Raw genomic sequence first — 13,075 nt, 5'->3', positions numbered from 1 at the left:
TCGGCCCGTGAATGGAACAACGGCACACCGTGAACTAACCTCTGGCTGCACCCGCCCCCTCACACAGCCCGCTTCGATTGCCTGGAGAACTGTTATTTCCATCGCCGACACCGATCAGCTCAGGCAGCTTCTGGCCCAGTGTTCGCTGGGTGACCGCCGCGCTTTCGAGACGCTTTACCGCAGTGTCGGGCCACGGCTGCACGGCGTCGCCCTGCGATTCATGGGGCGCCCGGACCTGGCTGAAGAGGTCTTGCAGGAAAGTTTCGTGCGTATCTGGAACAACGCTGCGCGCTATGAGGCCCATCTCTCGGCCCCGCTGACCTGGATGATCAACATCACACGTCACCAAGCCATCGACCAGTTGCGCAAACATCGCGACCGGCCGCTGACCGAGCTCGAAGAACAGGCCCTGGTGGATGAAAGTCCCTCGGCCCATGAACAATTGAGCCGTGCCCGCGAAGCCAGCGACTTGAACCGCTGCCTGGAAAGCCTTGAAGGCATGCAGCGCCAATCAATCACCGTCGCGTATTTTCAGGGGTTGTCGTGCTCGGAACTGGCGGAACACCTGGCCGCGCCGCTGGGCTCGGTGAAGTCCTGGATCCGCCGTGGAATGGAGCGCCTGCGCAGGTGCCTTGAATCATGAACTATCAAACCCCGCCCCTGCGCCGCGCCCTTGCCGCCGACTACGCCATCGGCCTGATGCCCCCGGCCGCTCGTCGACGATTTGAACAGTTGCTGCTGGAGGACGCGGCGTTGCGCACAGAGCTGGCGCAATGGCAGGAAAGCCTGGCCAGCCTGACTGAAGCGTTGCCCGAACAGCCGGTGCCGGATCGTGTGTGGAAAGGCATTACTGCGCGAATCGAGCCTCAAGTGTTGCATGTACCGCAGAAACGTCCGTTCTGGAATTGGATGCGGCTGACGGCGGCGGTGTGTTCGTTGGTGGTCGCGGTAGCGCTGGGCGTGATCTACACCCGTGACAGCGCACGTTACAGCGCCACGTTGCTGACGGCCGACGCTCAGCCGGCACTGAAGGTTGAAGCGCATAAGGATTATCTGAACGTCGAGCCGTTGACGCTGGCAGCGGTTGATTCGGGGCGTAGTCTGGAGTTGTGGGCAATTCCGGCGGATGGCAAACCGATTTCTCTTGGCGTGATTCCGGCGGGTGGCAAAGGACGCGTAGAGCTCAGCGATGCGCAGAAAGCGTTGATTGGCAAGCCGATTGCGTTGGCGGTGAGTCTTGAGCCGAAGGGTGGTTCGCCGACCGGGCAACCGACGGGGCCGGTGTTGTATCAAGGGGCGTTGGCAGCCTTATGAAAGCACTGACTTACCTCTGTGGCGAGGGAGCTTGCTCCCGCTCGGCGGCGTAGCCGTCGTAAATTCAGCCACCTCTTTTTACCTGATACACCGAGAAGGATGGTTTTGGGGCTGCTTCGCAGCCCAGCGGGAGCAAGCTCCCTCGCCACAGGGGTTGTATTGATCCCAACAAAAACGGCGACCCGAAGGTCGCCGTTTTGCTTTGCGTGAAGCCTTATGCCGCGCTGAACAGCTTGTGCGGATCAATCACAAACTTCTTCGGCACGCCCGCATCAAACTCGCCATAACCACGTGGCGCGTCATCCAGACTGATGACTTCCACACCAACGATGTCAGCAATATGAATGCGATCCCACATGATCGCCTGCATCAGCTGGCGGTTGTACTTCATCACTGGCGTCTGCCCAGTGTGGAAGCTGTGGGATTTGGCCCAGCCCAGACCGAAGCGAATGCTCAGGCTGCCCATTTTCGCGGCGGCATCCACGGCACCCGGATCTTCGGTCACGTACAGGCCAGGGATACCGATTTTGCCGGCCACCCGAACCACGCCCATCAGCGAGTTGAGCACGGTGGCCGGAGCCTCGTGTTTCACACCGTCATGGCCGTGACCGCGCGCTTCGAAGCCCACGGCGTCGACGGCGCAATCCACTTCTGGCTCGCCCAGTAGCGCAGCGATTTGTTCGTGCAGCGGGGTGTCCAGGGACAGGTCGGCAATTTCGAAACCCTGGGCCTTGGCGTGTGCCAGGCGGACGGTGTTGACGTCACCGATGATCACCACCGCCGCGCCCAACAGGCGAGCGGAAGCGGCAGCCGCCAGGCCGACCGGACCGGCACCTGCGATGTACACGGTGCTGCCTGGGCCAACGCCAGCGGTCACTGCGCCGTGGTAACCAGTCGGCAGGATGTCGGAGAGGCAGGTCAGGTCGCGGATTTTTTCCATCGCGCGATCGCGATCAGGCAGTTTCAGCAGGTTGAAGTCGGCGTACGGCACCATCGCGTATTCCGCCTGGCCACCGGTCCAGTCACCCATGTCGACGTAACCGTAAGCACCGCCCGGACGCGCCGGGTTAACGCTGAGGCAGACGCCGGTGTGCATTTCCTTGCAGGAACGGCAGCGCCCGCAAGCCACGTTGAACGGTACGGACACCAGGTCGCCGATCTGCAGGTTCTCGACGTCGCTGCCCTTCTCGATCACTTCACCGGTGATTTCGTGGCCCAGTACCAGGCCGGTTTGAGCGGTGGTACGACCGCGCACCATGTGCTGGTCGGAACCACAGATGTTGGTGGACACCACACGCAGGATGACAGCGTGGTTAATCTTCCTGCCGCGCGGGTCCTGCATTTTTGGATAGTCGATTTTCTGTATTTCGACTTTGCCATTGCCGAGATACACCACACCACGATTGCCAGACATGCTTTCACCTCGTTGTTGTTTTTATGCAGCGGTCGCGTCGCCATGGATCGGCGGCGCGTTGATTGCTCGGGTTATTGCCTGTGTCTTTTGTGTTGTTTATGAGGGCCTCTTCGCGAGCAAGCCCGCTCCCACATTTGATCTTCGGTGTGACGGAGATCTGTGGGCAGACACAAATCCCCTGTGGGAGCGGCGGTGCGACGATTCGACTTGCCCGCGAAGGCGATCTAAAGAACGACGGTGCGATTGGCGTTGAGGAAAACCCTTCGCTCAATGTGATACCCAACGGCTCTGGCCAGCGTCAGCCCCTCGATATCCCGCCCCTTGGCGATCAGATCTTCCGGGTAATGGCTGTGATCCACCACCTCCACGCCCTGAGCGATGATCGGGCCTTCGTCCAGGTCGTTGTTGATGTAGTGCGCCGTGGCGCCGACCAGCTTCACGCCTTTGTTATAGGCCTGGTGATACGGCTTGGCGCCTTTGAAACCGGGCAGCAGGGAGTGATGGATATTGATCGCCTTGCCATCGAGTTTGCGACACAGCTCCGGCGACAACACCTGCATGTAGCGCGCAAGGATCACCAGTTCAGCGCCAGACTCCTCGATCACCTGCAACACCTGACGCTCCTGCGAAGGCTTGTCGTTCGGGTCGAGCGGGAAGTGGTAATACGGAATCTGGTGCCAGTCGGCCAATGGCTTGAGGTCCGGGTGGTTGGAGACCACGGCGGCGACGTCCATCGATAATTGACCGATGCGCTGGCGGTAGAGCAAATCGTTGAGGCAGTGATCGGCCTTGGAGACCATGATCACCACTTTTGGCCGATGGTGCGGCGGGGTCAGTTCGAAGATCATGCCGAAGGCTTCGCCACGTTCTTCAAGGCCTGCTCGGAAGGCTTGTTCGTCAAAGCCGTCAGGCTGACGGAATTCCACGCGAATGAAGAAACGGCCCGAGAGCCGGTCATCGAAGGAATGGTGCTCAGTGACGTAGCAACCCTGCTCAAACAGAAAGCGGGTCACCGCGTCCACGGTGCCGAGAACGCTTGGGCAGTCGGCGGTCAGAATCCATGTGTCTGGGGCGCGGCTCATAGTGCGGTGACTCCTGTTCGAAAATACCTGCACAACTTCAAGGCTGTGCAGGATCTTGTGGCGAGGGGATTTATCCCCGTTGGGTTGCGAAGCAGCCCCAAAATTTGCAACTAAGGTGTATCAGGCACACCGCAGGCAATGGCTTTGGGGCGGCTACGCCGCCCAACGGGGATAAATCCCCTCGCCACAGGTGTGTGCAATCATTACGCCTGAACGCTCAGCCCGTACTCGGCCGCCGCATCCTGCAACCACAACCACCAGTAATCCGAGAAGCTGCGACGGATCAGCAGTTCCCAGGTGTCTTCGGCGGTGTGGCGGATCACCAGTTGCGACTTGGCGAACACGGTTCCCACTGCCTTGCCCACCGGGAAGCTGTTCGAGTGCACGTCGTAGCTGGTGGATTTCATCAGCACCTGACGCACGTTCGGGCCGCTCAGTTCGAGGATCTGCTGGCCACCGCTGACATTGACGATCTGGATGTGCAGGTCGCCCAGTGCTTCACGCAGTTTTTGCTCGGCGGCGAACTCTTCGCCGGTTGGCACGATCAGCAGCCATTCATCCGGCCCCATCCATTGCAGGCTGGTTTCGCCTTTGACGATGACGCTCAGTGCGCCCGGCAGTTCAATGCCGAGGGCCTTGTGTACGCCGGCGGCAAACGCGGCATCGTGACCATCACCACGGATGGTCAGGTGGCCGAGGAGTTTCTTCTCACGCACGGTCACGCCGGCGTTTTTGCGGCCCTTGCCCACCAGGCTGGCGAGGTCGGCATGATGCAGCGACGACTCGGCCTTGGCCCCGGTGGTTGGGCGTTGTTGGTAAACATTGGCTGCGGTCATAAAGCACCTGTCTTGAATTCTGTTGTGCGGTTGGTCTCAACCCTTGTGGTGATCGGGCTGCCGTCTTCGCGAGCAAGCCCGCTCCCACATTTGACCGCGTTCCCCTGTGGGAGCGGGCTTGCTCGCGAAGGCGATAGCAGCCCGCCCACAGGACCCGAAGCCACTTAAACGTTCTGGCGATCACCCTTCGGATCGAAGAACACCGAAGAAACGATTTCCGCCTCGATCACGCTGCCATCCGCCAGCGGTGCGAACACCCGCTCACCGATGCGCTTCAAACCGCCTTTCACCACGCCCATGGCAAATGAATAGCCGAGGGAGTTGTGCAGGTAGCTGGAGGTGACGTGACCGACCATGGTCATCGGGATCGTCTGTTTGGTGTTGAACACCAGTTGCGCCCCTTCCGGCAGCCATTTGGTCGGATCGATCGGCTTCAGGCCCACCAACTGTTTGCGCTGATCACGCACGCAGTCTTCGCGGTTCATGCCACGCCAGCCGATCCACGAGAACGGTTTGGTGCGACCGACACACCAGCCCATGTTCAGGTCGTCCGGGGTCATCGAGCCGTCAGTGTCCTGGCCGACGATGATGAAGCCCTTCTCGGCCCGCAGGATGTGCATGGTTTCGGTGCCATATGGCGTCAGGTTGTATTGCTTGCCGGCCTCGACGATTTTCTCGAGCACGCCCATCGCATAGTCGGCTTGCACGTTGACTTCGTACGACAGCTCACCGGTAAACGAAATCCGGAACACCCGCGCCGGCACACCGCCGACCAGGCCTTCTTTCCAGGTCATGAACGGGAACGCTTCGTTGCTCAGGTCGATGTCGGTGACTTCGCTGAGCAGCTTGCGGCTGTTCGGCCCGGACAGGGTCATGGTTGCCCAGTGATCCGTCACGGAGGTGAAGTACACCTTCAGCTCTGGCCATTCGGTCTGGGAGTAGATTTCCAGCCATTGCAGCACGCGTGCCGCGCCGCCAGTGGTGGTGGTCATGACGAAATGGTTGTCGGCGAGACAGGCGGTTACGCCGTCATCGAAGACCATGCCGTCTTCTTTGCACATCAGGCCGTAACGGGCCTTGCCCACGTCGAGCTTGGTCCAGGCGTTGGTGTAGATGCGGTTGAGGAACTCGCGCGCATCCGGGCCTTGAATGTCGATCTTGCCGAGGGTCGAAGCGTCCAGCAGGCCGACGCTGTCGCGCACGGCTTTGCATTCGCGTTTCACGGCGGCGTGAATGTCTTCACCACTTTTCGGGAAGTACCACGGACGTTTCCACTGACCGACGTCTTCGAACTCGGCGCCGTTCTTCACGTGCCAGTGATGCAGCGCGGTGTGACGGACAGGTTCGAAGATATGCCCACAGTGACGGCCGGCCACGGCGCCGAAAGTCACCGGCGTGTAGTTCGGACGGAACATGGTGGTGCCCATCTGCGGGATGGTCACGTTCAGCGAACGGGCGGCGATGGCCAGGCCGTTGACGTTGCCGAGCTTGCCCTGATCGGTGCCGAAGCCCAGTGCGGTATAGCGCTTGACGTGCTCGACCGACTCGAAGCCTTCGCGGGTCGCCAGTTCGATGGCGGCGGCGGTGACGTCGTTTTGCAGGTCGACGAATTGCTTCGGTGCCCGTGCGGTGTTCTTTTCGTGCGGCACCTGGAACAGCGCCAAAGTAGGCTCTTCCAGACGGCTCAGGGCTTTCGGCAGAGTGCCTTCGACCACACTGAAACCGGCTTCGCTGGCTGCGCGAGCGCCACCTTCAAAACCATCGGCCAGGGAATCGCCAAGACCGTAGACGCCGTTGATGCCACCCACGCACACGCGTTTCTGCGGTGCCTCGCCCGGTACGAAACCGAGGATGTCTTCACGCCAGATCGGCTTGCCGCCCAGGTGCGAAGCCAGGTGAACCACCGGGCTGTAACCGCCGGAACTGGCAACCAAGTCGCATTCGAGCCACTCACCAGGACTGGTCACGGTGTGCGCTTTGACGTCAATCGCGGCAACGCGAGCGGCGGTCACGTGCTTGCTGCCACGGGCCTCGATCACGGCGCTGCCGGTCAGGATGCGAATGCCTTTGGCGCGGGCTTCTTCAACCAATGCACCACGCGGGTTGCTGCGGGCATCGGCGATGGCCACCACTTGCAGGCTGGCGTCAAGCCAATCCAGCGCAACGCGGTAGGCGTGATCGTTGTTGGTCGACAGCACCAGTTTCTTGCCCGGTGCCACGCCGTAACGACGAATATAAGTCGAGACAGCGCCGGCGAGCATATTGCCCGGCACGTCGTTGTTGCCGTAGACCAGCGGACGCTCGTGAGCGCCGGTCGCCAGGACAACGCGTTTTGCGCGAACCCGGTGGATGCGCTGACGGACCTGGCCAATCGGGGCGCGGTCGCCGAGGTGATCGGTCAGGCGCTCGTGAATGGTCAGGAAGTTATGGTCGTGGTAACCGTTGACCGTGGCGCGCGGCAACAGCAGCACGTCCGGGGTGTCTTTCAGTTCGGCGATGACGCTGGCGACCCACTCGCTGGCAGGCTTGCCGTCGAGGCTTTCGCGGGAATCGAGCAGGCTGCCGCCGAACTCTTCCTGCTCATCGGCGAGAATTACACGGGCACCGCTGCGCGCAGCGGCCAGTGCAGCGGCCAGACCAGCCGGGCCACCGCCGACGATCAGCACGTCGCAGTGCTGGTTCATGTAGTCGTAGGTGTCCGGATCATTCTCGGTCGGCGAACGGCCAAGACCGGCAGCCTTGCGGATGTACTTCTCGTACGTCATCCAGAACGATTGCGGGTACATGAAGGTTTTGTAGTAGAAGCCCGGCGGCATCAGCTTGCCGCCGACCTTGCCGAGAATCCCCATTATGTCGTTGTTCACGCTCGGCCAGCCATTGGTGCTGGTGGCGACCAAACCTTGATACAGCGCTTGTTGTGTGGCGCGTACGTTCGGGATTTGCGTGGCTTCGGTCGCGCCGATCTGCAGCACGGCGTTCGGCTCTTCGGCACCGGCGGCGAAGATGCCGCGCGGACGGGAATACTTGAAGCTGCGACCGATGATGTCGACACCGTTGGCCAGCAATGCAGCGGCCAGCGAATCGCCTTCAAAGCCTTTGTAGACCTGGCCGTTGAAGGTGAAACTCAGCACTTTGTTACGGTCGATCCGTCCGCCGTTGGACAGGCGATTGATCTGGCTCATACCTTCTCTCCCAGAGCCGTCGTAGCCGCTTTCGAGCTATCGGTCTTGTCGGTGAATTGTGGCTTGGTGCCGATCTTGTAGGTCTCGAGAATCTCGTAGGTCACGGTGTCGCGGGTAGCGTTGAAGTACTGACGGCAACCGGCAACGTGATCCCACAGTTCGTGGTGCAGACCGCGAGGGTTATCGCGGAAGAACATGTAGTCGCCCCACTCCTCGTCGGTGCAGGTGTTCGGGTCCAGTGGACGCGGGATGTGCGCCTGGCCGGATGCGTGGAATTCCTCTTCGGAGCGCAGCTCGCCGCAGTGAGGACAGAAGATATGCAACATGGGGATTTCTCCTGTTAGTGGGCAACCGCAGCAGCGCCGTGTTCGTCGATCAACGCACCGTTGTGGAAACGGTCGATGGAGAAAGGTGCGGCCAATGGGTGCATTTCACCCTTGGCCAGGCTCGCGGCAAACACGTTGCCAGAGCCAGGTGTGGCCTTGAAGCCGCCGGTGCCCCAACCGCAGTTGAAGAACATGTTCGGCACCGGGGTTTTCGAAATGATCGGGCACGCATCCGGGGTGGTGTCGACGATGCCGCCCCACTGACGGTTCATGCGTACGCGGGACAGCACCGGGAACATCTCGACGATGGCCTGGATGGTGTGTTCGATCACCGGGTACGAACCACGCTGGCCGTAGCCGTTGTAGCCGTCGATACCGGCGCCGATCACCAGGTCGCCCTTGTCGGACTGGCTGATGTAACCGTGTACGGCGTTGGACATGATCACGCTGTCGATAATCGGTTTGATCGGCTCGGACACCAGCGCTTGCAGCGGGTGGGATTCGATCGGCAGACGGAAACCGGCGAGTTTGGCCATGTGCCCGGAGTTACCGGCGGTCACTACGCCGACGCGCTTGGCGCCGATGAAGCCCTTGTTGGTTTCAACGCCGATGCACACGCCGTTTTCCTTGCGGAAACCGATCACTTCGGTCTGCTGGATCAGGTCCACGCCGAGTGCGTCGGCGGCACGGGCAAAGCCCCAGGCCACGGCATCGTGACGGGCTACGCCGCCGCGACGCTGAACAGTAGCGCCCATCACCGGGTAGCGGGTGTTTTTCGAGCAGTCGAGGTACGGAATCTCGTCGGCCACTTGCTTGGCATCGAGCAGTTCGCCGTCCACACCGTTAAGGCGGTTGGCGCTGACCCGACGCTCCGAATCACGGATGTCTTGCAGGGTATGGCACAGGTTGTAAACGCCACGCTGGGAGAACATCACGTTGTAGTTCAGGTCCTGGGACAGGCCTTCCCACAGTTTCATCGCGTGTTCGTACAGGTGCGCCGACTCGTCCCACAGGTAGTTGGAGCGAACGATGGTGGTGTTGCGCGCGGTGTTACCGCCGCCCAGCCAGCCTTTTTCGACCACGGCCACGTTGGTGATGCCGTGCTCTTTGGCCAGGTAGTAAGCCGTGGCGAGACCATGCCCGCCACCGCCGACGATGACCACGTCATAGACCTTTTTAGGGGTCGGCGTGCGCCACATTTTCTGCCAGTTTTCGTGATGGCTGAGGGAGTGTTTGAAGAGGCCGAAGCCCGAGTAGCGTTGCATAGTCATTTACTCCAAAACCGCGCTCAGCGATAAACCGGGAAGTCCGCGCACAGGGCCGATACTTGCTGCGCGACGTTCGCCTCGACATCGGCGTCGCCGAGGTTGTCGAGGATGTCGCAGATCCAGCCGGCCAGCGTGACGCACTGGGTCACCTTGAAACCGCGCGTGGTCACCGCCGGGGTGCCGATACGCAGGCCGGAAGTGACGAACGGCGACTGTGGATCATTTGGGACAGCGTTCTTGTTCACGGTGATGTGGGCGCGACCGAGGGCTGCGTCCGCTTCTTTGCCGGTGAGGCCCTGACGGATCAGGCTGACCAGGAACAGGTGGTTATCGGTGCCGCCGGACACTACATCGTAGCCGCGTTTGATAAATACGCCGGCCATGGCCTGGGCGTTGTCGATCACTTGTTGTTGGTAGGCCTTGAAACCAGGCTCCAGCGCTTCCTTGAAGCACACCGCTTTACCGGCGATAACGTGCATCAGCGGGCCGCCCTGGGCACCGGGGAAGACTGCCGCGTTGAGCTTTTTCTCGATCTCTTCGTTGGACTTGGCCAGGATCAGGCCGCCACGCGGACCGCGCAGGGTCTTGTGGGTGGTGGTGGTGACCACATCGGCGTACGGCAGCGGGTTCGGGTACAGGCCAGCAGCGACCAGACCGGCGACGTGAGCCATGTCGACGAACAGCAGCGCACCGACCTTGTCGGCGATCTGGCGGAAGCGCGGGAAGTCGAGGGTCTTGGAGTAGGCCGAGAAGCCGGCGACGATCATCTTCGGCTTGCATTCAACGGCCAGGCGCTCGACTTCGTCGTAGTCGATCAGCCCGGTTTTGGTGTCGATGCCGTACTGCACGGCGTTGTACAGCTTGCCCGAGGACGACACTTTGGCGCCGTGGGTCAGGTGGCCGCCATGAGCCAGGCTCATGCCGAGAATGGTGTCGCCGGCTTGCAGCAGGGCCAGGTAAACCGCGCTGTTGGCCGAAGAGCCGGAGTGCGGCTGCACGTTGGCGTAATCAGCGCCGAACAGTTGCTTGGCACGCTCGATGGCCAGGGCTTCAACCTTGTCCACGTGCTCGCAGCCACCGTAGTAGCGCTTGCCCGGATAACCTTCGGCGTATTTGTTGGTCAGGCCACTGCCTTGCGCTTCCATGACGCGTTTGCTGGTGTAGTTTTCTGACGCGATCAGCTCGATGTGATCTTCCTGGCGTTGCTCCTCGGCATTCATCGCCGCCAGCAGTACATCGTCGTAACCCTTGATCTGGTCTTGCTTGCTGAACATCGCGTCTCTCCCAGCGGCGGCGGTGCGCCATTCGTCTCGGTGAGGCACGTACCTTTCGGCAGTGCCCTTTGACGTGATGGTATGACCGGCGCAGACAGGTCAAATGCCTACGGACGCCACGCAAAGGTGCGTTTACGACATGGACTGAAAAGGATGGCCGGCGAAGGCTCTTGTGGCGAGGGAGCTTGCTCCCGCTCGGCGGCGTAGCCGTCGTAAAACCGGCCAATGCGGTCTGCCTGATAGACCACATTCTCAGGGTTTGGGGCTGCTGCGCAGCCCAGCGGGAGCAAGCTCCCTCGCCACAACGGCGGGTTCAGGCCAGGAGTTGGCGCAGGACCAGAAGCACGAGGAAATGCGCGGGATAGAGCGCATACGCCCAACGCCGCATCGGCGGTGGCTTCAGATGTCGGGCATGTCGCAACAAGACCAGCCCCAGCAATGGCGCAATCAGACAAGTGGCGATGCCAAGGATGGCTGCACTGTTACCGAGCCGAGCAGAGTAAAACAGCACCTCCCATTGATTGGCCGCCAGGCACACCAGCCCCGGCAACAGGCTGAAATACCAGCGCCGCTTGATCACCAGCAACATCGCCAGCGGCAGCAGGACGCCGAAGAAACCAAACATCAGCCACCCCGGGAACAGCGCCGCCAGCGTCAGGGCGCTGACCGCGAGCACTCGCGATTGCAGCGTCTTGAGCTGCCAGCCACGCGCTGCCAACAGACCCAGCGCCAGCGTAGGCAACACATTCAAGGTGTCGGGATCAGGAATGAACATCCGGTAAGGGATTTCGCTTAACGCACTGAACAGCAACAACCAGCCCAAATACCGCCACTGATGTGTGACTTCCCGGGCCCGCGAAACATTCACCGCCATCGCCAGGCAGAACCAGGGAAACGCCAGCCGGCCCGGAACATAGAGGATATCGACGGAATAACCGACATATCGCAGGTGATCGAGCACCATGCTCAGCAGCGCCAGCCACTTCAGCAGATCCAGTGCCCCATCCCTTTGCGTCATGTGCATAATTGCCCGTCGTCTTTGTAATTTTTTGTCAGACGCATCCCGTGCGCTCCCCGGATGATCTTCGGTAAAGTGCGCACCATCATTGATCACGAGGCGCTTCACCATAAGCGTCTCGACCACGGAAAGCAGGGCCATGACCGATAAGAGCCAACAATTCGCCAGCGACAACTATTCCGGTATCTGCCCTGAAGCCTGGGCGGCGATGGAACTGGCCAACCACGGCCACCAGCGCGCCTACGGCGACGATGAATGGACCGCCCGCGCGTCCGATCAATTCCGCAAATTGTTCGAAACCGACTGCGAAGTGTTCTTCGCCTTCAACGGCACCGCCGCCAACTCGCTGGCCCTGTCGTCGCTGTGCCAGAGTTACCACAGCGTGATCTGCTCGGAAACCGCCCACGTCGAAACCGACGAATGCGGCGCGCCGGAGTTCTTTTCCAACGGCTCAAAACTGCTAGTCGCCCGTACCGAAAACGGCAAGCTGACCCCGGAATCGATCCGCGAAGTGGCCCTCAAGCGCCAGGACATCCACTACCCGAAACCGCGCGTCGTGACCCTGACCCAGGCCACCGAAGTCGGCAGCATCTACACCCCGGAAGAAATCCGCGCCATCAGCGCTACCTGCAAAGAACTGGGCCTGAACCTGCACATGGACGGCGCGCGCTTCTCCAACGCCTGCGCGTACCTCGGCTGCTCGCCAGCGGACCTGACCTGGAAGGCCGGCGTCGACGTGTTGTGCTTCGGCGGCACGAAAAACGGCATGGCGGTGGGTGAGGCGATCCTGTTCTTCAACCACAAACTGGCCGAAGACTTCGACTATCGCTGCAAACAGGCCGGGCAACTGGCGTCCAAGATGCGCTTCCTCTCGGCGCCGTGGGTCGGGATTCTGGAAAACGACGCCTGGCTCAAATACGCCCGCCACGCCAACCACTGCGCGCAGTTGCTGGCTGAACTGGTCAGCGACATTCAGGGCGTGGAACTGATGTTCCCGGTGCAGGCCAACGGCGTGTTCCTGCAACTCTCGGAACCGGCCATCGCCGCGCTGACCGCCAAGGGCTGGCGCTTCTACACCTTCATCGGCAACGGCGGCGCACGTTTCATGTGCTCGTGGGACACCGAAGAAGAGCGCGTGCGGGAATTGGCGGCGGATATCCGGGAAGTCATGTCCCGCTAGCAGCAACCCGATCCCCTGTGGTGAGGGGATTTATCCCCGTTCGGCGGCGCAGCCGTCGCAAAATCTGCGACCTCATTCCGTCTAACAGATCGCGGTGAACGGTTTTGGGGCCGCTTCGCGGCCCAACGGGGATGAATCCCCTCGCCACAGGGTTCGCCCCTCCACTTCCCGCCTGCGTCAG

The 13,075-nt window shown here is 61.2% G+C and carries 11 protein-coding genes; 3 read left to right on the top strand and 8 right to left on the bottom strand.

Going from position 1 to position 13,075, the window contains the following annotated elements; genetic code table 11:
• Positions 1-7 precede the first annotated feature (7 nt).
• Positions 8-643 (top strand): sigma-70 family RNA polymerase sigma factor, encoded by a 636-nt coding sequence (locus ACYZTL_RS17900; RefSeq protein WP_461952904.1) that lies wholly within the window; start codon positions 8-10, stop codon positions 641-643.
• Positions 640-1,314, top strand: a complete 675-nt coding sequence (locus tag ACYZTL_RS17895) for an anti-sigma factor (protein WP_461952903.1) — start codon at positions 640-642, stop codon at positions 1,312-1,314. The genes ACYZTL_RS17900 and ACYZTL_RS17895 overlap by 4 nt, the downstream gene beginning before the upstream one ends.
• A gap of 214 nt (positions 1,315-1,528) precedes the next feature.
• Here the strand turns inward: ACYZTL_RS17895 and fdhA are convergent, their stop codons facing one another.
• From fdhA to ACYZTL_RS17855, 8 genes are all read right to left on the bottom strand, one after another.
• On the bottom strand, positions 1,529-2,728 hold the full coding sequence (gene fdhA, locus ACYZTL_RS17890; protein WP_007947729.1) for a formaldehyde dehydrogenase, glutathione-independent: 1,200 nt from the start codon (positions 2,726-2,728) through the stop codon (positions 1,529-1,531).
• Positions 2,729-2,952: 224 nt separating this feature from the next.
• Complete coding sequence (gene purU / locus ACYZTL_RS17885) at positions 2,953-3,810, bottom strand: formyltetrahydrofolate deformylase (protein ID WP_461952902.1); 858 nt, start codon at positions 3,808-3,810, stop codon at positions 2,953-2,955.
• 203 nt (positions 3,811-4,013) lie between these two features.
• A complete protein-coding gene (locus ACYZTL_RS17880; protein WP_461952901.1) occupies positions 4,014-4,646 on the bottom strand; it encodes a sarcosine oxidase subunit gamma in 633 nt (210 codons plus the stop codon).
• Positions 4,647-4,810: 164 nt separating this feature from the next.
• Positions 4,811-7,828 carry a sarcosine oxidase subunit alpha gene (locus tag ACYZTL_RS17875; RefSeq protein WP_461952900.1) on the bottom strand — a complete coding sequence of 1,006 codons (3,018 nt, stop codon included), beginning with the start codon at positions 7,826-7,828 and terminating at the stop codon, positions 4,811-4,813.
• On the bottom strand, positions 7,825-8,154 hold the full coding sequence (locus ACYZTL_RS17870; RefSeq protein ID WP_219096998.1) for a sarcosine oxidase subunit delta: 330 nt from the start codon (positions 8,152-8,154) through the stop codon (positions 7,825-7,827). The genes ACYZTL_RS17875 and ACYZTL_RS17870 overlap by 4 nt, the downstream gene beginning before the upstream one ends.
• A 14-nt stretch (positions 8,155-8,168) precedes the next feature.
• Positions 8,169-9,419 (bottom strand): sarcosine oxidase subunit beta, encoded by a 1,251-nt coding sequence (locus tag ACYZTL_RS17865; RefSeq protein WP_007947735.1) that lies wholly within the window; start codon positions 9,417-9,419, stop codon positions 8,169-8,171.
• Positions 9,420-9,442: 23 nt separating this feature from the next.
• A complete protein-coding gene (gene glyA, locus ACYZTL_RS17860; RefSeq protein ID WP_461952899.1) occupies positions 9,443-10,696 on the bottom strand; it encodes a serine hydroxymethyltransferase in 1,254 nt (417 codons plus the stop codon).
• A gap of 313 nt (positions 10,697-11,009) precedes the next feature.
• Entirely contained in the window at positions 11,010-11,720 is a 711-nt protein-coding gene (locus ACYZTL_RS17855; RefSeq protein WP_461952898.1) for a TraX family protein, read from the bottom strand.
• A gap of 133 nt (positions 11,721-11,853) precedes the next feature.
• On the opposite strand from ACYZTL_RS17855, the gene ACYZTL_RS17850 reads away from it, so the two are divergent.
• On the top strand, positions 11,854-12,894 hold the full coding sequence (locus tag ACYZTL_RS17850; protein ID WP_461952897.1) for a threonine aldolase family protein: 1,041 nt from the start codon (positions 11,854-11,856) through the stop codon (positions 12,892-12,894).
• Positions 12,895-13,075 lie beyond the last annotated feature (181 nt).

Source organism: Pseudomonas sp. LB3P81, assembly GCF_054897965.1.
The sequence above is the reverse complement of the archived record's forward strand: the minus strand, read 5'-3'. Positions and strand labels throughout refer to the sequence as shown.